Raw genomic sequence first — 24872 nt, forward strand, 5'->3', positions numbered from 1 at the left:
CCTTCCGTCCTCGCGGCCGGGGTGCCGGCCGCTCAGGAACTCAGGCCGTCTGGCGGTCGTCGCTCATTTCCGCGATGAGGCTCTTCGGGCGCATATCGGTCCAGTTCTGCTCGATGAACTCGATGCACGCCGCCCGGGTGTCCTCGTTGTGCACGACCTCCCAGCCGTCGGGCACCTCGGCGAAAGCGGGCCAGAGCGAGTGCTGTCCCTCATCGTTGACGAGCACCAGGAAGGTGCCGTTCTCGTTGTCGAACGGATTGCTCATGGTTCAGTCCTCTTCGGTGCGGTGGCGGTGGTGAGGGTGCTGGTGCTGGTGCTGGTGCTGGTGCTGGTGCTGGTCATAGGGGCGATCGTTCCCGGCGCCGGCATACGCGGTCCGGTCACGCCGACGGGGCCGCGGAGTCGGAGAGCGCGTTCTGCTCCACCGCCTCGTACAGGGCCTTGATGTTGTTGCTGCCGAACGTGCGCGCCCCGCGCCGTTCGATCAGCTCGTAGAAGAGGGTCCGCCGGGGATGCCGGGACTCGCTGAAGATCTGGAGCATCGCTCCCGAACTGTCGCGGTCGGCGAGGATGTTGAGCTCGCGCAGCGTCCTCACGGGTACGGACAGGTCGCCCACCCGCTCCGTGAGGGTGTCGTAGTACGCGGCCGGGCTGGACAGGAAGCGCGCGCCCCGGTCGGAGACCGTACGCACCGCGGTGGTGATGTCCTTGGTGAGGAAGGCCACGTGCTGGACGCCCGCACCGCCGTGGGCGAACACGAACGCGTCGATCTGGCCCAGTTCGCGGGTCGTGTCGGGCTCGATGAGGGTGAGCGTCACCTTCTCCGAGGCGCTCTGCACCACCTTCGAGTCCATCGCCTGGAGGCCCACCACGATCCGCTCCTCGAAGGTCTGGGTGAACCCGAAGACCTCCTGGTAGTGGCGTACGGCCGCGTCGAGTTCGCCCGCGGGCAGGCAGACCGCGATGTGGTCCACGCTCTCGAACAGCTCTGTGCCGGCCGGGGCCACGGACCCGGTCTCCTCGATCAGGCCCGGCGCGAACGGCGCGCCGGCCCCCTCCCTGGAGGTGAACCGGTGTTCCACATCGCCGAATCCGAGCACCGACGCGAAGGTCACACGGCTCCCCGCCTCGCCCAGCACCACCGGCGGAGCGGTCGGCACGGCCCCGCGCTCCACCGCCTCGGAGAACGCGGCGTCCGCGTCGTCGACGGCCAGCCCGATGATCGCGACGCCGTCGCCGTGCCGCTCCACGTACGCGCCGGCCGGGTGGTCACCCGGCAGCGCCGACGTCACGAGGAGGGCGATCTCCCGCTGCCGGAGCAGGATCGTCCGGCAGTCCCCCAGGCCGCCGCGCCCGTGCACGGTGAACCCATAGGCGTCGCGCAGGTGGGCGGCCGCCTCCTCGGCGTCCTCCACGTACAGCTCAAGATGGTCTATCGCACGAACATCCATCCCAACTTCCCCCTTGTTTGGGCCCTTCTCGCAGAACATGGCTCTTCTTGCTGGAACGTCGCCCCACTCTTCCGGCCCGCGGCTCTTTCGGCACGCGGCTCCTTCGGCACACGGCTCTTCCGACACACGGCAGACCACCGCTTCGGCGCACGCGCGCCTGTCCGCCTCACTCGCCCCGCCCGTGGGACGGCGACCGCCGTCCAACCGGGCGATTCCGCGCTTGGACGCCGCGCCGGAGGGCTGCCGGTGCGCTACCGGCGCACTGCCGGTGATGTGCCGGAAGCTATACGGTCTCGGCGACCCGGTGCTCCACGCGGACGGCGAATTCCGCCCATATGCCCGCGCACTCGCTGGCCAGACGGGCCACGATATTGCTGCAGTGCGGCGGGACGTTGTCGATGATCTCCTCCCACTCCTCGGCGCTGATCGTGTGGATGGCGAGCAGCCGCAGCAGGGTCCGCCCGGTGTCGGTCATCCGCAGTGCCGGATCCGCCTTGAGCCGCTCCACGATCGCGGTACGGTCCTGCACCGGCGCGCGCTGCGGAATCGCCCCGGTTCCGAAGCCTTTGCGTGTGCTCATCGACGCCTTCGCGGCGTCGACGCGCCCCTTCCCCCGCGGCTTGGGCAGCGGGTCCTCGCCCCGGCGCAGCCGGTTCCTGACGTCGCGGGCCGTCTCGGGGGAGATCCCCGCCGCCCGCGCTATCTGCCGCAGCGAGAGGCTGGGGTTCTCCGCGATGACCTCGCTGGCGAGCCTGCGCCCCTCGGCGCCGTTGACCGGGCGTATCCGGCCGTCCTGGCCGATCCTGCTGCTCACGGCGGTCAGGCCGACCGTACGGCGCCTGCGGATCTCGGCGACCGTGCCGGGGGCGATGCCGGTGACCGAGGCGACGATCCGGTCCGACCACTGCGGGTGCGAGTCGATGATGCGCCCGGCCGCGCGCTTCCTGTCCGCCAGTGACAGCGGGAGGCCGTGCGCGATGTTCGACTCGACGGCCAGGACGAAGGCGTCGGCCTCGTCGCCGTCGAAGAACCTGACCGCGATCTTGTCGTGGCCGCAGAGCACGGCGGCCCGCAGCCGGTGCACCCCGTCGATCACGCGCATCGTCGCGCGGTGCACGATGATCGGCGGCAGCTCGGTCTGCGCCACCGTCAGCGCTTTTACGTGTTCCGGATCTTCCCCGGAGATCCTCGGTGAATCGGCCACCGAGAGCGAATTGATCTCGACTCCGACGGCCATCTGCTGATCGAATCGAACCTGCTCCGGCTCCAACGCCAGCTCCTCACGATCTGATTTCCCCCGTGCGCAGGCGAGCGTCGGCACACCCAAGGCGTGCGTCGGCGCACCTGACGACTCATGCAAGGCCGCCGCGCGGCGCTCCCCCGCTGGTCTGCCCCGGCGAACGGCGCCGCCCCGCCGGTCAGACATCGACCCAGCCGTGCTTTCCGGCGAGTTCGGTCAAGGCCCGGCGCGCCTGTACGACCTGACTGCCAGTCAGGGTCGGCACGGCCTCCAGAAGGAGTTCGGTGACCTCGTGCGCGAACTCGGGCGATGAGAGGGCCGGGTGGGCCGAGGGTGCCGGGGTGCCCGGGAGGACGGCGCTCTCCCGGGCACCACCGGACACACCGGCCCGACCGGACGCACCGGGCGTCGTCGCGGGCACGGCCGGTTCCGGCCGTCCCTCGGAGCGGGCCGGCCCCTCGGCACGGTGTGCGGTGACGGCCTTCCGACCGCGCTCACCGGCCATGATCTGGAATTCGATGCGCGCTCCCGGGATCAGCTCTCCCGGCTCCCCGGCGAAGACCGACGTATGGAGGAACACATCCTCGCCGCCGTCGTCGGCCGCGATGAAACCGAAGCCGCGCATCTCATCGAATTGCAGGATTCTGCCCGTCGCCAAATCCACGCGCCCTCCCCCCGTTGCTCCGCCATGCGCCACGTGGCATGCGCCGACGGTGAATTTCCCCTATTTGGGCTCCGACTCTAACAGCGTCTTTACCGGTCAGGCACCCCTATCCGAGGCGGCCCGACTCCTGGTGTCATGATTCGCTTATCCGGGGCAGCTATCGGTGAGGACAACTCGGTACTGCATTGTGCGTAAGGCCCTTCTGGCGGCGGACCCGGCGCCGTCGGCTTGCCGGGGTATTCCCCGGCGCGCGGCCTCATCCGCCGGGACGACGAGACCCCCGATAGTCAACACACCGCTTTCACCTGCGGCCATGCCGCCTTCACCCGGCGGACCGCCGTGGTTTTCCCGGTACGGGCCGCACGGCGCGACCGGACCCGTTACGACCAGCGAGGACGCCGGGCCGCCGCGCGGCCGCCGGTAAAGGTACAGGCCATCGGGAATCACGGCCCGGGGCCGCGCGAAAATCAGGAGCCGAAGGCCGAATGAAATCATGAGCTCGGATTTGGTACCCCTATTGGGGAATATGCGACGCACCGGGTGATAACCCGAGAAGCTTTGGCCGCACAATCAACGGAACGTGCCCGGTACAACCGGAAGCCCACCCGCGCCCGCTACGGAAAACTCCTGATGGACGCCGCACCGGCCCGGAGCCGAGCGGTTCCGCCCGGAGCCTCGGCGGCCTGCTGGGAGCGGTCGCCGCACCAGTGCCAGGCCACGGCCCTGCGGAGCACCCCCTACCAGACGATCGGCCGCGGGCGACAGGCGTGTCAGCAGGCCGCCGGCCCGGACCCGGTCACCGGAAGGGGGGCCCACGCGGGAAATCCGCGCGCCTGAGCGCCAGTTCATGGGCTGCGAGCGCGGCAAGCACACCAAAGTCCGCAAGCACGGCAAGGCCCGCGAGCGCTGTAAGGACTTCGCGGACGGACGCTGATGAATCCCGGGTAGCAGGTGTGCGGCCGCGCCCGGAACGCCGCCTATTGCCCGTTCGACGCACTAGGAGTTCCGGGGTGTTCCCCCAAGAATTCCGCGCGGCTTCCCCTTCGGAATCCGCCCGGCCGGCCGGTTCGGTCTAGACCGCGCGGAGCCGGTCATGGGCGGCGCCATTGCCGCCCCCTTCCGAATCGCCCGGCCCCGCGACGTCGAGTCGGAGCTTCGGCGCGAGGTCCGTGCGGCGCTGGACGTCGAGCTTGCGGTAGACACGGGTCAGGTGCTGCTCGACGGTGCTGACGGTGATGAACAGCTTGCCGGCGATCTGCCGGTTGGTGTGCCCGCGGGCGGCGAGCGTGGCCACCCGCAGCTCCGCGTCGCTGAGTTCGACGGGCTGCCAGCCGCTGCCGGGCGACCACTGCCGCCCCACGAGCGGGAGGGACGCCCCGGCGCCGGCGGCCGGGGTCTCGTACGCGGACGGCTCGGCGCCGCTCTCCCGCATCAGCTGCTGCGCCTTGCGCGCGAGCGTCCGTGCCCGGCCCTCGTCGCCGAGGTCCCGGTGCGCCCGGGCCAGCGCGTCCATCGCGCGGGCCAGTTCCAGCCGGTGGCCGCGCTCCCGGAGTATCTCCACGGCCTCGCCGAGGAGCCGCGGCCGCTGGCCGGGGTCGGCGACGGACGCGAGCACCCGCAGCGCGACGCCGCGCGTCCAGGAGCGGCCGGTGCCGCCCCTGGCCAACTGCTCCTCCGCGAGCGCCCGGGCGCGCCGGTGGTCGCCCAGCGCCAGATACGCCTGGGCGGCATCGGTGCGCCACGGTACGAGCGCGGGGAGGTCCCGGTCCCAGCCGGACATCAGGTCCCCGCAGGAGCGGAAGTCGTCGAGCGCGGCGTACGGGCGTCCGGTGGCGAGGTAGAAGTGGCCGCGCGCCCAGAGGTAGAGCAGCCCGCCGGGGCTGTGAAAGGCCGCGTCGGGCACGGGGATGCTCAGATGGGCCGCTGCCTCGTCGACGCGGCCCATCGCGGTCTTGGCGTACAGCAGGGCGGCGACGGGCGTGGCGACGGCCGCCCCCCACTCCTCGGGGGAGACGAGGGTGAGCGCGGTGTGCGCCGACTCCTCGGCCGCGGCGAGTCTGCCCAGTCTGATCTCGACGAGCGCCTTGGCCGCCGCGAACATCGACTGCCACATCGGGGCCCGCCGCTCCGTCGCCTCCTTGAGCAGGGCGTCGCACCAGGAGGCGGCCCGGTCCAGGCCGTCGGCGAAGACGAGCGCGGCCAGGGCGGCGGTGACGGCCGGGAGCGTACGGTCCTCCAGCCGGGTCTCCCGGAGCAGCCGCTCCGCGCGTAGTACTACCTCGTCGGCGCCGGAGCCCCGGTCCACCGCCTCCTCCAGCAGCGCGATCGCCCGCCGCTGTGCGCTCTGCGCCGGGGTCAGGTCCCGCCGCCCGGCGAGCGCGCCGGCCCGGGCCGGGAGGCCCGGTAGCCCCGGGTAGCTGTAGGCGGCCCAGAGCCGGAGGAATCCGAGCTCGCGCGGCTCCGCGCCGTCCGCCTCGGGCCCGCCGTGCAGGTCGACGGCGTCGAGCACTTCGACGGCCGTTCCCACCTGTCCGAACCACAGCAGATAGCCGGCCAGTGCCCTGGCGTCCCGGCTGCCGAGCCGTCCCGCGCGTGCGGCCGCGGTCAGTTCGGGCAGGTACTGGGCCGCCGCGGAGGGGCTGACGCGCCATCCGGCCCGTAGCAGGGCGGCCTTGATGGCCAGGGCCTGTCCCTCGTCGGAGCAGGTGTCGTGGGCGACGCGCAGGCAGTCCAGGGCCAGTCCGGCCGCGTCGGCGGCCAGCGCCTGGTCGGCCGCCGCCAGCAGGGTGGGCAGCACCCATGGCGCGTCGATGGGCTCGGCCATGATCAGGTGCCGCGCCAGCGCGGTCGGCGGTTCCCCGTGCTCGTACAGCACGTGGGCGGCGCGGGCCTCCAGCCGGGCCCGGTGCCGGGGCTCCATGCTCCGCAGCACCGCGGCCCGGCCCGCCTCGTGGCGGAACCAGCCGCAGCTCAGCAGCCCCATCTCGGTCAACGCGGTCAGGCTGTGGCCGACTGGCTCGGCTCCGGTGCCCAGGACTTCCGCCAGTTCGGCGCGGGCGGTGCGCGGGCCGAGCACCGCGAGCGCCCACGCGGTGCTCCGGGTCGCGGCGGCGCTGCGGTGCAGGCAGGCCGTGACGGCCCGCTCGAACGCCTCGCCCGGCACCAGTTCGGCGGGCCGGGCCCGGCCCGGGGCGTGGTAGTCCTCCAGCAGTGCCCGCAGCAGCAGCGGGCTGCCGCCGCTCAGCCGGTGGAAGTCGGAGACGAGGGGGCGCGCCCGCCAGCCCTCCTGGCCGGCGGCGATCAGCTCGGTCACGCCGCGCCAGGGCAGCAGGTCGAGCCGGAGCGAGCGGCAGTTGGGGCGGCGCAGCAGTTCGGTGCGGAACTCCGGGTCCTTCGAGGGGAAGCCGCTGCTCTCGCCGAGCACCACCAGCATGCGGCTGACGTCCAGCCGGCGCGTCAGGTAGAGCACGCACTCCAGGGAGTGGGGGTCGGCGTGGTGCACGTCGTCGACGACGATCACCACGGGGCGCTTGCGGGCCTGGGCGAGCAGGATGCCGCAGAGCCGGGGGAAGACGTCGACGGCCACTTCGGTGGGGATGGTGCCTTCGGCTCCGCGCACCGGCGCGGTCGCCGCGACCAGGTTCAGCAGCCGCGCGGCGCGGTCGGCGTCGGCGCCGGGCAGGTCCGCTCCGAGCAGCAGTTGCCGCATGACGCCGAGCGGCTGCTCGGGTGCGTCCCCGGCCGCCGTGGCGCGCAGCAGCAGCGCGCCGGTCTCCGCCGCGCGTTCCCCGAACGCGCTCAGCAGTGCCGTCTTTCCGCTGGCCACCGGGCCGCTGACCCAGGCCACTCCGCCGCGCCCGGCCGCACAGGCGTCGAGCATGTTCCCCATCGCCGAAAGCTCTTTGTCGCGTTCCACCAACCTCATGAGCTGGTTTCACCCCCGAGTGCTGACTGCCGATCCGTGCCGTGAACCGTGCCGCAAGAGTGTTCGCCGCCGCGGTGGGGCTCCCCGCCGCGGGGCCGTCGCCCGCGAGAGCGCCTGCCGCGCGTCGCACAGAGGCCGAAGCCGTTCCTTCCGCTTCGGCCGCACCGTGGAGAGCGAAGGCGAGTGTGAAGGTAGGAGTGTTCCGGATGGGGCGGTGGGGTCGGTGGTCTTGCGCTCTCCGCTGACGGCGGTACGGTCAACCCGTGCGCGGATCGCCGCCGACGGTCGGCCGGCCTGACGATCGCGCAGGGAGCGGCCGCGGTTCCGGCGGAGCCGTCCCCGTGCCAGCGCTCTGCCCCACCCCGTCATCCACCTATTTTTGCCTGCTCCTTACCTGGTCGCCAGTCCCATCGTGAAACAGTTTCGGGAGTTGGGAATTCCGTGGCGTGCTGTACGACGGGGTTCGGCCGCACAGCACGCCCGGGGTCGGGCTCCACCGGTGTCGGTGGCACGGTTACGGCTTCCGGGCCACGCCCGCGTAGAAGGAGACCGCCGCGTCGGTGATGTCGGGGGTCAGCTCGGCGCCCTCGTTCCGCCAGCGGTGCGGCACCTCCACTCCGGGGTCGAGGAGTTCCAGACCGTCGAAGAATCGTTCCACCTGCGCCTTCGAGCGCACCCGGGCGGGGATGCCGCTGCGGTGGTAGATGGAGATGACCTTCTCCCACGCCTCCGGGTCGAAGTCCGGTGTGCAGTGGGAGAGCACGAGGTAGCTGCCCGAGGGCAGGGCGTCGACGAGCCCCTTGACGATCTCGAACGGGCCGTCCGAGTCGGGGATGAAGTGCAGCAGCGCGTTGAGCGACATCGCGACCGGCTGGTCCATGTCGAGCGTGGCGTGCAGTTGGACGGCCTTCAGGATGGACTCGGGGTCGCGGACGTCGGCGTGGATGTACTCGGTGCGGCCCTCGGGGGTGCTGCGCAGCAGGGCCTGCGCGTGGATCAGCACGATGGGGTCGTTGTCCGCGTAGACGATCCTGGCGTCGGGGGCCACTTCCTGGGCCACCTGGTGCAGGTTGGGGGTGGTGGGGATGCCGGTGCCGATGTCCAGGAACTGCCGGATGCCGGCCTCGGCGAGCGCCCGGGTGGCCCGGTGCATGAACAGCCGGTTGGTCTGGGCGCAGATCTTGATGCCGGGGAAGACCGCCTCGACGTCCGCCGCGGCCAGGGCGTCGACGTCGTAGTGGTCCTTGCCGCCCAGGTAGTAGTCGTACATACGCGCCGGGTGTGGCTTGCTGGTGTCGATGGTGCCGGATGCGCTTCCGGTTTCGGCCATGGGTGTCCGCCCTCCGTGCTCAGGAGTGATCTGTCGAAATGTGCGTGCCGCCGGTGGTCCGGGGGTGCCGGTGAGCCGGGGGCGGGGATGCTGCGGGCCGGTCAGTGGACGAGGAAGTCCGCGTCGCCGGCGCGGGCGCCCTGGATGAACGCCTTGATCTCGGCCTTGGTGTAGATGAGGGCGGGACCGTCGGGGTCGGTGGACTGGCGCACGGCGATATGACCGTCGGAAAGCTTCTTCGCTTCCACGCAGCTGCCGCCGTTGGGTCCGCTCCAGGGCTTGTGCCAGCCCTCGGTGCCGAGGGCGTTGGCGGGCATTCCGTTGTGGATCTCCATCTGCGTCACAGCTCCTCTCTCAGGTCCTTGAGGATGGTCCTGGTCTGCTTGAACGAGGCGGCCTGGACGGCCATGTGGTCCAGGGCCTCGATATAGGCCGCGACGTCGGGTCGGTCGTCGAGGTACCCCGCGCCGGTGAGCCCCTCGGTGTAGATGACATCGGGCTGTTCGCGCAGCCGGCAGCGGAACAGATGGAAGGGGCCGAAGGCGCCGCGGTGCGGTCCGGCCGCGAACGGCATGATCTGGAGCCGGACGTTCGGCCGCTCGGAGATCTCCAGGAGGTGGTCGATCTGGGCGCGCATGACGTCGGGTCCGCCGACGGACCGGCGGAAGACCGTCTCGTCCAGGACGGCCCATACGGTGGGCGCGTGGTCCGTGGTGAGCAGGTCCTGGCGCTTGACGCGGAAGGCTACCCGGCGTTCGAGCTCACCGGCGTCCCCGTCGGAGCCGACCAGCAGGACGGCGCGCGCGTAGTCCTCGGTCTGGAGCAGCCCCGGTACGTAGTGCGGCTCGTACGAGCGGATCAGTTCGGCCGCGTCCTCCAGGCTGACGTAGGCGCTGAACCAGTCCGGCAGGACGTCGCGGAAGCGGTGCCACCAGCCGGGCTTGTTGGCCTCCCGTACCAGGGCGAGGAAGTCCTCGCGCTCCTCCTCGCCGAGCCCGTAGCGCGCCACCAGCTCCTTGACGTAGGGGATCTTGAGCCCTACCTCGGCCTTCTCCATCCTGCGAATGGTCTGGTGGGTCACGTCGATGGCCGCCGCGGCCTCTTCGAGCTCCAGCCCGGCGCGCTCTCTGAGCCCTCGGAGCTGTATGCCGAGCACCAGACGCAGGACGGTGGGCGCGGTACCCGTTCGCGCGTCACCCATACAGCACCTCCTCAACTCTCCGGCACATCATGCCCTGAGCCATAGCGTTGAGGATAGAAGCAATCTGGGATTGCCTTCCTGAAATTATCAGGATGACCGCTTGCCAGTTGACTGTGTCGGCACCCATAGTGATCGAGTGGCGAACCTCACGAACCACGAGCGGCCCACGCCAACCAGCCGTCCGCGCGGTCGAGTTGTCCTGCCGGTGACCGACACGCCGACGCGCGCCCTTGGCCTGCCGTGCGGGACCGCGAGGCCGTCGACAGACCCGCCCCCTCCGCTGGAAGGCGCTCCTCGTGCACGTTTTGCCCCCCACCCCGCAGTCGCAGCAGCAGGAGGATGTCTTCCAGCTGCCGAGCCGCACGACGTCCGTGGCCGAGGCCCGGCACCGCACCCGCCAGTGGCTCGACCGGTGCGCCGTCCCCGACGGGATATGCGCGGCCGCGGTCCTCGTCGTCTCCGAGCTGGTGACCAACGCCGTGGTCCACACGGACAGCGAGCGGATCTCCTGTCGCGTACGGGCGGACACCGCCCAGGTGCGCCTGGAGGTAGGGGACAGCGGCTCGGGGCGCGGCGGCCCCCGGCAGCGGAGCGCGGGGCTGGACGCGGAGACGGGGCGCGGGCTGCTGCTGGTGGGGAGCATGGCCGACGCGTGGGGGGTGGCCGCCCCCGGGCACAGCACGGGCCACACCGTGTGGGCCACGCTGCGCATCGCCGGCGGCTGACGGCGGGATCGCGCGGCTGAAACGTTCCCGCTGAACGCCTCCGGCAGTCCGCGGAGCCGGCCCTCAGCCGCCGATGGCGCGCAGCATCGCCCACAGGGCGACGGTCGACGCGGCGAGGGTGGCGGGCACCGTCAGGAGGCCGAGGCGGGTGAACTCGCCGAGGTCGGGGTCGGCGTCCCGCTCGCGCAGGATGCGCCGCCACAGGAGGGTGGCCAGGGACCCGACATAGGTGAGGTTGGGGCCGAGGTTGACGCCGATGAGGACGGCGAGCACGGGGCCGGCGCCGGCCGGGGCGGCGAGCGGCAGCAGGGCCAGTACCGCGGGCAGGTTGTTGATGACGTTGGCGAGGACCGCGGCGAGGGCGGCGACGGCGAGCAGTTCGGGGAGCGAGTCGCCGTCCGGCAGCAGGTCGCCCATGGCCCCGCCGAGGCCGCCCGCGACGACCGACTTGACGACGATGCCGAGCGCGAGGACGAAGAGGCAGAACAGCGGGTTCGCGGAGCGCACCAGAGCGGGCACGGTGGTGCGCCCGCCGCGCAGAGCCCGGGCGCCGAGTACGAGCGCCCCGCCGAGTGCGGCCCAGGCCGGGTTCACGTCGGCGAAGGAGGTGACGACGAAGCCGCCGAGGGTCAGCGCGAGGACGACGAGCGTGAACGCGGGCACGGCGTGCGGGGCCGGGGACCGTACGGCGTGCGCGCCCTTCGTCAGGTCGGCGCGGAAGAAGCGGCGGAAGACCGCGTACTCGACGGCGATGGCGGCGAGCCACGGCAGGGCCATCAGCGCGGCGAAGCGCGTGAAGGTCAGGCCGCTGGCGGCGAATGCCAGCAGGTTGGTGAGGTTGGAGACGGGCAGCAGCAGGGACGCGGAGTTGGCGAGGTGCGCGGTGGCGTAGGCGTGCGGCCGGGCGCGGGCGCCCACCCGCGCGGCGGTCGCGAAGACCACGGGGGTCAGGAGCACCACGGTGGCGTCCAGGCTGAGCACGGCGGTGACGACGGCCGCCACCGCGAACACCCCGCCCAGCAGCCGCCCCGGGCTGTCGCCGCAGCGCCGCGCCACCGCGTCCCCGGCGGCCGCGAAGAGCCCGTCGTCGTCGCAGAGCCGGGCGAGCGCGAGCACCGCCGCGAGGAAGCCGACGACGGGCAGCAGGGTGCGGGTCTGCTCCCAGGCGTCGGCGGGCGAGACCGCGCCGATGGCGACCGCGGCGGCCGCGGCGGGCACGGCCGCGACCGCCTCGGGCAGGCCCCGGGGCCGTACGACGGCGAAGGCGAGCACCGTCAGCAGCAGAAGGACCGAGACCGTCTCGTGCACGGCGGTCACAGGGCGGTGCTCACGGTGCTCGGTCCTCCCGGCGGCGTTCAGGTGCTGCCGGCGGTGAGCGGGGCCGGGCGGCGCGGGCTCAGATCAGCGGCTGCTGTGCGAAGCGTACGAGCTCCAGTGCCTGGTCGGGGAACCAGTCCCCGGCCTTGGGGTCGGGCGAACCGCGCTCGGGGTCGGCGGGCCCGGGGGTGCCGCGCAGGCACTGGCCGTCCGACTCGCCGGGGTTCTTGATCCACAGTTTGGCGTCGTGGAGCGCGTCGCCGGTGCGGGTGGTGGGCCGCTCCCCCAGACCGCGGTCCGGCGGATTGCACCAGTCCTGCGGGTCGGAGTAGACGCCGTCCGGCGGCGTCCAGGGGCCTTGTCCGTTGCGGCTGGTGTCGGTGACAAAATGGGGCATACGGGCCGGGTCGGCGGGCGGGTGGGCGGCCAGCCACCGCCGGGCCTCGGCGCGGGGCCACCGCTGGTCCGGGCAGCCGGCGGGGTCGCCGCCGCCGCGCGCGTAGCCGACGCAGGCGGAGATCAGCGTTCCGTACCAGGCGTTGGCGTCGTCGTCCTGGTAGTTGGAGGCGTTGGTGAAGAATCCGGTGGCGCGGGCGACCCCGGCCTTGAGGAGGCGCGGCACGAGGGAGCCGACGGAGTGCCAGCCGGGGTGGCCGGTGTCGAGGTAGACCTTGGTGCGCGGCAGCGGTGCGAGGCGGTCGACGGCGTGGTTCAGCTCGGTGTAGCGGGCCGCGGTCCTGGTGCCGCGCTCGTCGTCCTGCCCGCAGTCGGCGGGGAGGAGCGCGAGCGAGTCGGGTTCGAGCACGACGAGCGCCGGGCGGTGGCCGATGCCGCGGGCCACGGCGTCGATCCACGCGGCGTACTCGGCGGTGTCGTGGGCCCCGCCGGCCGAGTAGCCGGCGCAGTCGCGGCCGGGCACGTTGTAGAGGGCGAGGACCGGGGTGGTCCCGGTGCGGGCGGCGGCGCGCACGGTGGCCCGTACGGCTCGCTCGGCCTCGGCGGGACGCTGGTCCCCGTACCAGATCGCCTGCGGTGCGCGGGCCATGGCGAGCAGGCCGGCGGCGTCGCCGACCCGGCCGCGCATCATGAGCCCGAGGGCCTGCCGGTAGGCGGCGGGGTTGGCGGGCGGCGCGTAGAAGCCGCGCGGGGCGGGCGGTTCGGGGGCCGTGCGGGCGGCGGGCGCCATGGCGGTCAGGGAGGCGAGCACGGCGAGATGGGCGAGGAGCGCGGCGACGCGTCCCGGTCTGCTGCTCATGGCCCCTCCCGGTCCACGCGGGCCGCTGGGGCCCGCGGTGCGATGGCGTCCTGCGAGGCTCCGAGACTCGTCCAGTGCGTGGTGCGCGTCAAGACGGGGCGGGTCAGGCGACGGAGCCGACGCGCCCGAGGGGCGTACGGGCGTCGTGGTGGATGGGGGTGTGGGCGCCCGTCAGCGGGGCGCCGGTGCCGCCGCGGCGGGCCGCGACGATCTCGCCCGCGATGGACAGGGCCGTCTCCTCGGGCGTACGGGCCCCGAGGTCGAGGCCGATCGGGGAGTGCAGCCGGGCCAGCTCCCGTTCGGTCAGACCGGTCTCGCGCAGCCGCGCCAGGCGGTCCAGGTGGGTACGGCGCGAGCCCATCGCGCCGACGTAGGCGACGGGCAGCCGCAGCGCCCGTTCCAGCAGCGGCACGTCGAACTTCGCGTCGTGGGTGAGGACGCAGAGCACGCCGCGGCCGTCGAGCGACTGCGTGTCGAGGTAGCGGTGCGGCCAGTCGACGACGATCTCGTCGGCCTCGGGGAAGCGCTGCCGCGTGGCGAAGACGGGGCGCGCGTCGCATACGGTGACGTGGTAGCCGAGCAGCTTGCCGACCTTGACGAGGGCGGCGGCGAAGTCTATGGCCCCGAAGACGATCATGCGGGGTGGCGGGGCGCTGGACTCGACGAGCAGCACGACGCGCTGCCCGCACGCCGGGCTTTCGCTGCCTTGGGTCTGCGGGGCGGCCCGATCGGGGCTCGCGGGGGCGGACGGGTCCGGGTCCGCGGCAACGCCCTCCCCCTCCGCCCCCAGCGGAGCCGCCACGCCCGCCGTGCCGACCGTGAGCGTGCCCGTACGTCCCGCGTCGAGCATCGCGCGGGCCTCCGCGGCGACGGTCCGGTCGAGCTCCGGAGGGCCGCCGAGTCCCCCCTCGTACGGTCCGTCGGGCCGTACGAGCAGGGCGCGGCCCAGCAGTTCGGCCGCCCCGTCGACCGTGCGGACGACCCGGGCGAGCGCCGCCGCCTCGCCGTGCGCGGCGGCGGACAGCGCGGCGGCGAGCGTCCGCGCGTCGGCGTCAGCATCGGCATCGGCATCGGCATCGGCATCGGCGTCGGCGGAGCCGGCGGCGCGGACCGGCGTGATGAGGATGTCGATGGTGCCGCCGCAGGTCAGACCCACCGCGAAGGCGTCCTCGTCGCTGAACCCGAACCGCTCCAGGACGCTCTCGCCGGTGTCCAGGGACGCGCGGCACAGTTCGTACACCGCGCCTTCCACGCATCCGCCGGACACACTGCCGATCGCGGTGCCGTCGGAGTCGACGGCGAGGGCGGCGCCGGGCCGGCGGGGCGCGCTGCCGTGCGTCGCCACGACGGTGGCGACGGCGAAGCCGCGGCCCTGCTCGCACCACTGGTGCAGTTCGGCGGCGATGTCCAGCATGGTGGTCAGCTCCTCATCCGTCCCGGTCCCTCACTTGACGCCCAGCCACCGTTCGATCGGGCCGAGCGCGAAGTAGACGAGGAAGATAACGCTCAGCCCCCACATGAACGATCCCGGCTCGCGCCACTTGCCCTGTGCGGCCCGGATGGCGGTGTAGGCGATGACGCCCGCGCCGACGCCCGCGGTGATGCTGTACGTGAAGGGCATCAGGGCGACCGTCAGGAAGACGGGTACGGACGCCGAACGGTCGCCCCAGTCCACATGCTTGGCGGCGCTCATCATCATCGATCCGATGACGACGAGCGCCGCCGCGGCCACCTGGGCGGGTACGAGCCGGGTGAGCGGGGTGAAGAACAGGCAGGCGGCGAAGAACGCTCCGGTGACGACGGACGACAGGCCCGTACGGGCGCCCTCGCCGGCCCCGGTGGCCGATTCGATGAAGACGGTCTGGCCGGAGGCTCCGGCGACGCCGCCGAGCGCGCCGCCCGCCCCGTCGATGAACAGCGCCCGGGACAGGCCGGGCAGCCGCCCCTTGCCGTCGGTCAGCCCGGCCTCGGTGCCGACGCCGATGATGGTGGCCATGGCGTCGAAGAACCCGGCCAGCACCAGGGTGAAGACGATCATGCCGACGCTGATGGCCCCGATCCGGTCCCAGCCGCCGAACTCGACGTGCCCCAGGAGGGCGAAGTCGGGGGTGGAGACGGCGCTGCCGTGCAGCGCGGGGGTGGTGCCGCCCCAGTCCCGGTCGGTGAGGCCGCCGAGCCGGGTGACCGCGATGGACAGGACCGTGCCGACCGCGATGCCGATGAGGATGGCGCCGGGGACGGCGCGGGCCTGGAGCATGAGGATGAGCAGCAGGGTGACGGCGAAGAAGAGGACGGGCCAGCCGGTGAGTTCGCCGGTGGCGCCCAGCTGGACGGGGGCGCCCACGCCCTTGCCGACGAAGCCGGCCTTCACCAGGCCGATCAGCGCGACGAACATGCCGATGCCCATGGTGATCCCGTGTTTCAGCGGCAGCGGGATCGCGTTCATGATCATCTCGCGGAGGCCGGTGACCACCAGGAGCATGATCACCACGCCGTACATCACGCACATCCCCATGGCCTGCGGCCAGGTCAGCCGCGGTACGACCTGAGTGGTCAGGGCCGCCGAGACGTTGAGCCCGGCCGCGAGGGCGAGCGGCACCTTGCCGATGAACCCCATCAGCAGCGTGGTGAGGGCCGCCGCGGCGGCGGTCGCGGTGATGACGGCGGTGCGGCCGAGGGTGTGCTGGTCGGCGTCGGGGCCGCTCAGCAGCACCGGGTTGAGCAGCAGGATGTACGCCATCGCCATGAAGGTGGTGATGCCGCCGCGCACCTCGCGCGCGAGGGTCGAACCGCGGTCGGTGATGTGGAAGTACCGGTCGGGCCACGACCGCCCGGCCGGCGGGCGCGAGCCGCTGCCCGCGTCCTTTGCCGCGGCCTGCGGCCGTATCGAGTGATGGGTCATGTGCCTACTCCCAAGGTTCACAGGGACACCCGCGCGCGGCGCGGGATTTGGGATGGTGCGTGGGCTGCACGACCCGGGGGACGGCCCGAGGCGAACGGTTCGCGGTGCGCGTTCGCGCACCGCCGTACGGGGTGGGGCGCCGGAGCCCGTTCATCCCCTGCCGGGCGGCGGGCGCGGCCGGGGATATGACACCGGCTCAGGTGCCGGTGAGGTGTTCGGGCCGCACCGGCACGCGCTTGAGGGGCAGCCCCGTCGCCGCGCGGATCGCCGCCACGACGGCCGGGGTCGAGGACAGGGTGGACGCCTCGCCGACGCCGCGGAGCCCGTACGGGGCGGCGGCGTCGGCCAGTTCGAGGATGTCGACCGGGATGGCCGGGGTGTCGAGGATGGTGGGGATGAGGTAGTCGGTGAAGGAGGGGTTGCGGACCCGGCCGTCGTCGCCGACGACGACCTCCTCCATCACCGCGAGGCCCAGGCCCTGCGTGGTGCCGCCCTGTATCTGGCCGACGACCGACAGCGGGTTGAGCGCCTTGCCGACGTCCTGGGCGCAGGCCAGTTCGACGACCTTGACCAGGCCCAGTTCGGTGTCGACCTCGACGACCGCGCGGTGCGCGGCGAAGGAGTACTGGACGTGGCCGTTTCCCTGTCCGGTGCGCAGGTCGAGGGGCTCGGTGGGGCGGTGCCGCCATTCGCGTTCGACGTCGACGGCGTCGCCCGCCAGGACGTCCGCGAGATCGGCGAGCACCTCGCCGCCGTCGGTGACGACCTTGCCGCCCTCCAGCAGGAGTTCGGCGGTGGCCCACGCCGGGTGGTACGTGCCGAACCGGGCGCGCCCCAGCTCCAGGGCCTCGGCCCGGACGGCCTCGCAGGCGTGCTTGACCGCGCCGCCGGTGACGTACGTCTGCCGGGAGGCGGAGGTGGAGCCCGCCGAGCCGATCCGGGTGTCGGCTGGGTGGATGGTCACCTGCGCGACGCCGAGTTCGGTGCGGGCGATCTGGGCGAGTACGGTGGTGCCGCCCTGGCCGACCTCGGCCATCGCGGTGTGCACGACGGCGACCGGCTCGCCGCCGACCGCCTCCAGGCGGACGCGCGCCGTGGAGTAGTCGTCGGCCCCCTCGGAGAAGCCGACGTTCTTTATGCCCACCGCGTAGCCGACGCCCCGCACGACGCCCTCGCCGTGGGTGGTGTTGGACAGCCCGCCGGGCAGGGCCCGTACGTCGGCGCCCGCGCCGGCCGCGAGCCACTGCCGTTCCGGCGGCAACGGCATCGCCTTGACGCGGCGCAGCAGTTCGGCGACCGGGGCCGGCGCGTCGACGGCCTGGCCGGTGGGCATCAGGTCGCCCTGGGACATGGCGTTCTTGCGCCGCAGCTCCACCGGGTCCATGCCCAGCTCCTCGGCGAGCCGGTCCATCTGGGCCTCGTACGCGAAGCACGCCTGGACCGCGCCGAAGCCGCGCATCGCGCCGCAGGGCGGGTTGTTGGTGTAGAGGGCGATCGCCTCGATGTCGACGTGGTCGACGGCGTACGGGCCGACGGAGAGCGAGGAGGCGTTGCCGACGACGGCCGGGGACGCGGAGGCGTACGCGCCGCCGTCCAGCACGATCCGGCACTTCACATGGGTGAGGGTGCCGTCCTTGGTCGCCCCGTGCTCGTACCGGAGCCTGGCGGGGTGGCGGTGCACATGGCCGAAGAACGACTCGAACCGGTTGTAGACGATCTTCACGGGCCTGCCGGTGCGCAGCGCGAGGAGGCTCGCGTGGATCTGCATCGACAGGTCCTCGCGGCCGCCGAACGCGCCGCCGACGCCGGAGAGCGTCATCCGCACCTTGTCCTCGGGCAGGCCGAGTACGGGGGCGATCTGCCGCAGGTCGGAGTGGAGCCACTGGGTGGCGATGTAGATGTCGACGCCGCCGTCCTCGGCCGGCACGGCGAGGCCGGACTCCGGGCCGAGGAACGCCTGGTCCTGCATCCCCACCTCGTACTCGCCCGTCACGATGGTGTCCGCGCGGGCCCGTGCCGCCTCGGCGTCGCCCCGGACGATCGGCTGGCGGTGCACGATGTTGGGGTGCGGGACGTGGGCGGCGTGGTGGTCGTCGCGGCCGGGGTGCAGCAGCGGCGCGTCCTCGGCGGTGGCGCTCTCCTCGTCGGTGACGACGGGCAACTCGGCGTACTCGACCTTGATCTTGGCCGCGGCGCGGCGGGCCGTCTCGGGGTGGTCGGCGGCGACGATCGCCACGGGCTCGCCGTGGTGGCGGACCCGGCCGTGGGCGAGTGCGGGGGTGTCCTTGATCTCCAGGCCGTAGTTCTTGGTGGCGGCCGGCAGGTCGTCGTAGGTGAGGACGGCGTGGACACCCGGCTGGGCCAGCGCCTCGGCGGTGTCGATGGAGCGGATCTCGGCATGCGCGTGGGGGCTGCGGAGGGTGAAGCCCCACAGCATGTCCTCGTGCCACAGGTCCGAGGCGTACGCGAACTCGCCGGTGGTCTTCAGCGTGCCGTCGGGGCGCAGGGTGGACGCGCCGATGCCGCCCTGGGTGGCGGCGTCCTGGGTGAGGCCGGTGGGGATGCGGGTCGCGCCCATGGTCAGCGCCCCGCTTCCGCGGCCGGGGCGGCGGCACGGGCGGCCGCGAGGCGGACCGCGTCGAGGATCTTCTCGTAGCCGGTGCAGCGGCAGAGGTTGCCGGAGAGCGCCTCGCGGATGTCGGCGTCGGACGGATCGGGGGCGCGCTCCAGGAGTTCGTCGGCGGCGACGAGCAGACCGGGGGTGCAGAAGCCGCACTGCACGGCCCCGGCGTCGATGAACGCCTGCTGTACGGGGGCGAGTCCGGCGGCCCGCGCGGTGGTTCCGGGCCCGGGCTGCCAACGCCGGGCGACGCCCGCGCCCGTACCGGCGTCAGCTGTACGGTCCGCGGCGCCCATCCCCGTACCGGCGTCGCGCGTACGGCTCGTGTCATCCGCGCCCGTACCGGCGTCGCGCGTACGCCAAGCGTCACCCGCGCCCGTATCGGCATCGCCCGCACGCCACGCGTCACCCACGCCCGTACCGGCATCGCCCGCACGCCACGCGTCAGCCACGCCCGTACCCGCGTCGCCCACACCCGTACCCCCGTCGGCCGCGCGCCCCGCGGAGCGGTGCTCCGCGAGGTCGGCGAGCCCCTCGACGGTGATGACCGCGCGGCCCTCGGCCTGTCCGGCGGCCACCAGGCAGGCGCAGACCGGAATGTCGTCGAGGCGGACCGTGCAGGAGCCGCACTCGCCCTGTTCGCAGGCGTTCTTGGAGCCCGGCAGGCCCAGCCGCTCGCGCAGCACGTACAGGAGGCTCTCGCCCTCCCAGACGTCGTCGGCCTCCTGCGGCCGGCCGTTGACGGTGAAGTTCACGCGCACGACGCGCCTCCCTCGGTGGAGCGGCCGGAGCCGCGGAATTCGTCCCAGGTCCAGGCGAGCGTGCGGCGCGCCATGACGCCGACCGCGTGCCGCCGGTACGTGGCGCTGCCGCGGACGTCGTCGATGGGGTTGCAGGCGCCGGAGCACAGCTCGGCGAACTGCCGGGCAATCGACGGGGGTACGGCCCGCCCCGACTCCCAGAACCCGCCCTCCGCGAGCGCCGCGTTCAAGAACTCCTCCGCCACGCGGGCCCGTACGGGCGTGGGCGCGGCCGATCCGATGCCGGTCCGCACGGTGCGGGTCCCGGGGTGGAGGGCGAGGCCGAAGGCGCAGACGGCGATGACCATGGCGTTGCGGGTGCCGACCTTGGAGAACTGCTGGGGCCCGTCCGCCGTGCGGATGCGGACGGCGCGGATCAGCTCGTCGGGGGCGAGGGCGTTGCGTTTGACGCCCGTGTAGAACTCCTCCACCGGGATGAGCCGGGTGCCGCGCACCGACGCGGCCTCGACCTCGGCGCCCGCGGCGAGCAGCGCGGGGTGGCAGTCGCCGGCCGGGGAGGCGGCGCCGAGGTTGCCGCCGACGGTGCCGCGGTTGCGGATCTGGGGGGAGCCGACGGTGTGCGCGGCCAGCGCGAGGCCGGGCAGTTCGGCGCGGAGCCGGTCCATGATCCGGGTGTAGGGGACGGCGGCGCCGAGGCGAACGTACCCCTCGTCGGTCTCCCACTCGGTAAGCTCGCCGACGCGGCCGAGGTCGAGCAGGTACTCGGGCCGCCGGTGGTCGAAGTTGATCTCGACCATCACGTCGGTGCCGCCCGCGATGGGTACCGCCGTGGGGTGCTCGGCCTTCGCGGCGAGCGCCTCCCCCCAGGCGGTGGGGCGCAGGAAGTCCATGGGTGTGTCTCTTCTCGATCGAATTCGAGGGAGCTGCTCGGGGCTGTGCCGGGCGGGTGGTGCCGGGGCGTGCCGGACCGTGCTGTCGCGAATGCCGCGCTCGGGCCCGTACCGGGCTCGCGGTACCGGGTTCTTCCTGTCCCGTCGGGGCGGCGTGCGCCAAGTACACAGAGGAGGCGGCCTCCGGGTGCAGTCACCGAAACCATGAAGCAGTTGGCTGGTCGCGGGCCCGGTCTTGTAGATTCGAACGAAAGACGGGGTTCGGAAACCTCACTGCATTCCACTGGTGACAACAAGACAGATCGGCGGAGACGACGATGCGGCTGCGCACCCTGCTGGAGACCGGGGCCCTGGGCCTGCGGCTGCTCGGTGGCGACGATGAACTGGAGCGCACCGTCCGCGGCGTGATGACCACCGATCTGCGCGACCCGAGCCGGTATCTCTCCGGCGGCGAGCTGGTGCTGACCGGCCTCGCCTGGCGGCGCGAGCCGGAGGACTCCGAGCGCTTCGTGCGCATTCTCGCGGCGGCCGGGGTCGCCGGGCTCGCGGCGGGCGAGGCCGAGATGGGCGCCGTTCCGGACGATCTGGTGCTGGCCTGCGCCCGCCACCGGCTGCCGCTCTTCTCGGTGGTGGAGGCCGTCTCGTTCGCGTCGATCACCGAGCACGTGGTGCGGCAGGTCTCCAGCGAACGGGCCGGGGACCTGGCGGCGGTCGTCGACCGGCACCGCCGGCTGATGACCGCGGGCCCCGCGGGCGGCGGGCCGGACGTCGTGCTCGACCTGCTCGGCTCGGACCTGGACCTGCGGGCCTGGGTACTCTCCCCCACCGGGCGCCGGATCGCCGGCGCCTCCCCGGCCGGGTCCGGGCCGGAGCTGTCCGCCGAGCTCCGCGCCACGCTCGCGGGCGAGCAGCTGGCCGCGTCCCGTACGGGCCGCCGCGGCCCGCACCGCTGCACGGCCGGGGGCGGTACGTACTCCCTCTTCCCGGTCCGCGGCGGCGGGCGCGACCTGCGGGAGACGGTGCTCTCGGACTGGGTGCTGGCCGTCGAGGCGGACGCCGGGGACTGGCCGGCGGAGCGGCTCGACCTGCTGCACGGCGTCACCCAGCTGATCGCGGTGGAACGGGAACGGCGGGACGCCGCGCGGACCGTGCGGCGCCGGCTGGCGCAGGAGGTCCTGGAGCTGGTGCAGACGGGCGCGCCGCCCGCCGAGATCGCGGCCCGGCTGCGGGTGGCGGCCCCCGTGCTGCTGCCGGGGCTGGGCGCGGCCCCGCACTGGCAGGTCGTCGTGGCGCGCGTCGAGTGGGCGGGCGGGGACGTGCCGGGTGGCGCCGTGGCCCAGTCGCTGCTGGAGGAGGTGCTGGTCGACCCGGTCGCCGCGGGCCCCGAGCCCTCCGACCGGATCGCGGTCGCGCACACCGGGGACGAGGCCGTGGCGCTCGTACCGATCCCCGCGGTCTCCGACGACGACGCGGAGGACGCGCCGGCCCCCGGTCTGCACGCGGACACGCTGCTGGCCGCGGTGCGCGAGCCGCTGTCGCGGGGGCTGGCGGACGACGGGCGGCTCACGCTGGGCGTCAGCGCGGCCGTGCACTCCGCGGAGGGGCTGCGCGGGGCGCTGGAGGAGGCACGGCACGCCCGTCGCGTCGCGGCGGCGCGGCCCGGCGCGGTCTGCGCCGCGGGCCACCAGGAGCTCGCCTCCCATGTGCTGCTCCTCCCCTTCGTGCCGGACGACGTGCGCCGCGCTTTCACGGCCAGGCTGCTGGACCCGCTGCGCGACTACGACCGGCGCCACCGCGCCGAGCTCGTCCCCACGCTGGAGGCGTTCCTCGACTGCGACGGCTCCTGGACGCGGTGTGCGGCCCGGCTGCACCTGCATGTGAACACCCTGCGCTACCGGGTCGGGCGGATCGAGCAGCTGACAGGCCGGGATCTGTCCCGACTGGAGGACAAGCTGGACTTCTTCCTGGCTCTGCGGATGAGCTGACCCGAACAGCCGAAACGGCCCCCTGGCGAACGTTCGCCAGGGGGCCGTTCGCGTCCGCGGGCCCGTCGGCGGCGACGGGGAGCGGGGAGCCCGTGGGGGCGGCTTCCTGCGGTGATCTAGTATTTGCATACAGAATGCAATTGCGCAGCACGACGCTTACGGAGCCCGCATGGCGAAGTTCTCCGCGGCCTTCCGGCTCCGGCCGGACGCGCCGACCGCGACCACCGGCCCGCCGTCGCGGGCCAGCTGGGCGATGGCCCTGCTCTACCTGGGCCATCTGGTCAGCATCGATTACGTGGCCTCGGCGCTCCCCGTCCTGGTGCGGGCGGGCGGCGGCTCGCTGCACCAGGTCGCCCTCTTCGGGTACGTCATGGTGCTGTGGTCCACCCGGTTCGTGGTCGCCCCGGTGCTGGACCGCCTCGCGGAGCGGCGGTTCACCTACCGCCTCCAACTGCTCGTCTTCCGGCTGCTGGTACTGGTCTCGCTGAGCACCCTGCTCTTCACCCGCTCCTGGCCGGCGCTGGCCGTCTGCGGGGTGGCCGTGGGGCTGTTCAGCGGATGGGAACGGGCCGCCGGGGACGCCCTGGTGATGCGGGTGGCACCGGCCCGGCACCGCAGCAGGCTCTCCGCCGCGGAGTCGATGGGCATCCTGCTGGGCACCGCGATCGGCGGCGGCGTCGCCCTCACGCTCGGCTACCGGACGGCGGTGCTGCTGATCCTGGCCATCGGCGTGGTGACGGCGGTGCCGGTACTGCTGCTGCGGGAGCGGACGGAGACCGAGGGGGCCGCGGCCGACCCGGACCGCGCGCGGGACCGTACGGCCGCCGCTCCCGGCGTCCGCCTGGTCGGCCTGCTGGCCGTCGCCGGGCTGACGCTGAACTGGCTGGGCGTCGGCCTGGCGCACAAGCTGACCTCGGTCCTCATGGTGGACCAGCACCTCTCCCCCCGGACCATCGGCGCCTTCATGGGCACCGCGGGCCTGGCCATGTCCTTCGTGGGCGCGCTGCTGTGGATTCCCGTGCGGCGGTTCCCGCGGCCTCGGCTGGTCCTCGCCGTGGCCTGCGGAGAGGCGCTCTCCTGCGCCCTGCTGATCGTCGCCGCCGCCCTGCACGCGGCCCCGCTGACCCTGTTCTCGGTGCTGGTCTCCCGGGTCTCGTACGCGACCTTCTCCGCGCTGTCGACGCTGCTCGCCTTCACCCTCACCCGGCAGGGCCGGCCGGCCACCCAGGTGGCGTGCTTCACGGCGATCCCGTTCCTGCTCTCGCACTTGGCGATCGCGCAGTTGGTACCGCTCGCCGGCCCGAAGTCCCTGGGCTACCCGGCGGTGTTCGCGGGCGCCACGGTCCTCACCCTGCTGAGCGCGGCCTTCCTCGCCGAGGCGGTACGGCGCCACCACCGCGCCACCGCTGCCGGTGCCGGTGCCGGTGCCGACAGCGGTTCGGGCTCCGGCTCCGGTGCCGGCAGCGGCTCCGACTCCGGCTCCGGCTCCGGCGGGACATCACTGCCCTCCGGCGGCGCGCACCCCGTGCCCGCCGGGGCGAAGTGAGCGGCTCCGGCCCCTGACCCGGCCGCCCGGGTACGTACGGCGCCGCACCCCTCCGAGCGCCACCGCCCGCCCCCCGGCGCGAAGGCACCGAAGGACCACTCCCAGGCCGCGCCGGGCCGGTGGTGGAGCACATGCCCCTCAACGGGGCGGCAGTCGGCCGTACCCAGCCCCTTGTCGTACGCGAACGGGTGCAGCGGCGGCCGCGGCACCCCGACGTCCCGGAACTCTCCGTGCCGCAAGGGTTGACGCGGTCATGCCCAAACGGAGACATTGACGCCGCACGGTAAGGAAGGTTTCCTAACAAAGGGATCCCCCATGCGTAAACGCTCCCTCGCCGTAGGCATCGCCGCCGCGGCCACCGCTCTCGCCGTCATCCCCGCCGCCGCACAGGCCCACAACTCACCGTCCGGCCCGACCGCTCCCCGGCTCCAGGAGGGTTCGGTCAGCGCCGCGGCCCTGCTGGCCAAGGTCGACGGCTGCAAACAGATATCCAAGGGCAAGTACCGGACGGACGAGGAGACTTCCGCCACCGTCCCGGTCTGCGAGAAGACCGGCGCCGTCTTCTGGAAGGCGGACCTGGACGTCGACTGTGACGGCCAGGTCACCTCCAAGTGCAACAAGCAGACCGACCCGTGGTTCCAGGACGACACCTACTACCACACGTCCGGCGACAAGCCCCTCAACGCCGAGAAGCTGCCGTACGTCGTCGTGCCGAGCGTCAGCGGCATCTGGGACTACACCAAGTCGGGCATCAAGGGCGGCGGCGTGGTGGCCGTGATCTACAACAACCAGGTCGAGTACGCCGTCGTCGGCGACACTGGCCCCGACAAGATCATCGGCGAGGCTTCATACGCCGCCGCCAAGGGGCTCGGCATCGACCCCGACCCGGAGACCGGGGGCACGGAGTCCGGGGTCACCTACATCCTCTTCAAGAACTCGCAGGCCAACCCGATCGAGAGCCACAGCGACGCCGTGCAGCGCGGCGACGCGCTGGCGAAGAAGTTCGTGGCGGCCAACTGACGCCGTCCGTACGGCAGTCGGCCGCCGCCTGAGCGCCGAA

General features: G+C 73.2%; 19 protein-coding genes. 4 read left to right on the forward strand and 15 right to left on the reverse strand.

Going from position 1 to position 24872, the window contains the following annotated elements:
• Positions 1–40 precede the first annotated feature (40 nt).
• From AC07AB_RS25910 to AC07AB_RS25945, 8 genes are all read right to left on the reverse strand, one after another.
• Positions 41–265, reverse strand: coding sequence for an MbtH family protein (locus AC07AB_RS25910; protein ID WP_478571154.1), 225 nt, complete (start codon positions 263–265; stop codon positions 41–43).
• Between the two features lie 115 nt (positions 266–380).
• Positions 381–1451, reverse strand: a complete 1071-nt coding sequence (hppD, locus tag AC07AB_RS25915; RefSeq protein ID WP_478571156.1) for a 4-hydroxyphenylpyruvate dioxygenase — start codon at positions 1449–1451, stop codon at positions 381–383.
• Between the two features lie 283 nt (positions 1452–1734).
• A complete protein-coding gene (locus AC07AB_RS25920; protein ID WP_478571159.1) occupies positions 1735–2721 on the reverse strand; it encodes a streptomycin biosynthesis protein in 987 nt (328 codons plus the stop codon).
• A 148-nt stretch (positions 2722–2869) separates the two neighbouring features.
• Complete coding sequence (locus tag AC07AB_RS25925) at positions 2870–3355, reverse strand: cold shock domain-containing protein (protein ID WP_478571161.1); 486 nt, start codon at positions 3353–3355, stop codon at positions 2870–2872.
• Positions 3356–4427: 1072 nt separating this feature from the next.
• A complete protein-coding gene (locus tag AC07AB_RS25930; protein ID WP_478571164.1) occupies positions 4428–7280 on the reverse strand; it encodes a helix-turn-helix transcriptional regulator in 2853 nt (950 codons plus the stop codon).
• A gap of 514 nt (positions 7281–7794) precedes the next feature.
• Complete coding sequence (locus tag AC07AB_RS25935) at positions 7795–8610, reverse strand: SAM-dependent methyltransferase (protein ID WP_478571167.1); 816 nt, start codon at positions 8608–8610, stop codon at positions 7795–7797.
• Between the two features lie 101 nt (positions 8611–8711).
• Positions 8712–8945, reverse strand: coding sequence for a DUF397 domain-containing protein (locus tag AC07AB_RS25940; RefSeq protein WP_363129973.1), 234 nt, complete (start codon positions 8943–8945; stop codon positions 8712–8714).
• A 5-nt stretch (positions 8946–8950) separates the two neighbouring features.
• A complete protein-coding gene (locus AC07AB_RS25945; RefSeq protein ID WP_478571170.1) occupies positions 8951–9811 on the reverse strand; it encodes a helix-turn-helix domain-containing protein in 861 nt (286 codons plus the stop codon).
• 296 nt (positions 9812–10107) lie between these two features.
• On the opposite strand from AC07AB_RS25945, the gene AC07AB_RS25950 reads away from it, so the two are divergent.
• Positions 10108–10536 carry an ATP-binding protein gene (locus AC07AB_RS25950; protein WP_478571173.1) on the forward strand — a complete coding sequence of 143 codons (429 nt, stop codon included), beginning with the start codon at positions 10108–10110 and terminating at the stop codon, positions 10534–10536.
• Positions 10537–10599: 63 nt separating this feature from the next.
• On the opposite strand, the gene AC07AB_RS25955 is transcribed toward AC07AB_RS25950, so the two are convergent.
• The 7 genes from AC07AB_RS25955 to AC07AB_RS25985 form a co-directional block, all read right to left on the reverse strand.
• Positions 10600–11853, reverse strand: a complete 1254-nt coding sequence (locus tag AC07AB_RS25955; RefSeq protein ID WP_478571175.1) for an SLC13 family permease — start codon at positions 11851–11853, stop codon at positions 10600–10602.
• A 79-nt stretch (positions 11854–11932) separates the two neighbouring features.
• Complete coding sequence (locus AC07AB_RS25960; protein ID WP_478571178.1) at positions 11933–13108, reverse strand: glycoside hydrolase family 6 protein; 1176 nt, start codon at positions 13106–13108, stop codon at positions 11933–11935.
• 103 nt (positions 13109–13211) lie between these two features.
• Positions 13212–14522: an XdhC family protein gene (locus AC07AB_RS25965; RefSeq protein WP_478571180.1), complete on the reverse strand. Its 1311-nt coding sequence runs from the start codon at positions 14520–14522 to the stop codon at positions 13212–13214.
• A 30-nt stretch (positions 14523–14552) separates the two neighbouring features.
• Positions 14553–16010 (reverse strand): NCS2 family permease, encoded by a 1458-nt coding sequence (locus AC07AB_RS25970; protein ID WP_478571183.1) that lies wholly within the window; start codon positions 16008–16010, stop codon positions 14553–14555.
• A 196-nt stretch (positions 16011–16206) separates the two neighbouring features.
• Positions 16207–18588, reverse strand: a complete 2382-nt coding sequence (gene pucD, locus AC07AB_RS25975; protein WP_478571185.1) for a xanthine dehydrogenase subunit D — start codon at positions 18586–18588, stop codon at positions 16207–16209.
• A 2-nt stretch (positions 18589–18590) separates the two neighbouring features.
• Positions 18591–19391: a (2Fe-2S)-binding protein gene (locus AC07AB_RS25980; RefSeq protein WP_478571188.1), complete on the reverse strand. Its 801-nt coding sequence runs from the start codon at positions 19389–19391 to the stop codon at positions 18591–18593.
• The gene (locus tag AC07AB_RS25985) at positions 19382–20281 is read right to left on the reverse strand and encodes an FAD binding domain-containing protein (RefSeq protein ID WP_478571190.1); all 900 of its coding nucleotides are present in this window, start codon (positions 20279–20281) and stop codon (positions 19382–19384) included. Before AC07AB_RS25985 ends, AC07AB_RS25980 begins: the two co-directional genes overlap by 10 nt.
• Before the next feature lie 317 nt (positions 20282–20598).
• On the opposite strand from AC07AB_RS25985, the gene AC07AB_RS25990 reads away from it, so the two are divergent.
• From AC07AB_RS25990 to AC07AB_RS26000, 3 genes are all read left to right on the forward strand, one after another.
• Positions 20599–22266, forward strand: a complete 1668-nt coding sequence (locus AC07AB_RS25990) for a PucR family transcriptional regulator (RefSeq protein WP_478571193.1) — start codon at positions 20599–20601, stop codon at positions 22264–22266.
• Between the two features lie 169 nt (positions 22267–22435).
• Positions 22436–23812, forward strand: coding sequence for an MFS transporter (locus tag AC07AB_RS25995; RefSeq protein ID WP_478571196.1), 1377 nt, complete (start codon positions 22436–22438; stop codon positions 23810–23812).
• 315 nt (positions 23813–24127) lie between these two features.
• Entirely contained in the window at positions 24128–24832 is a 705-nt protein-coding gene (locus AC07AB_RS26000) for a glycoside hydrolase family 75 protein (RefSeq protein WP_478571198.1), read from the forward strand.
• Positions 24833–24872 lie beyond the last annotated feature (40 nt).

It is taken from the genome of Streptomyces sp. NPDC044033 (assembly GCF_056434425.1).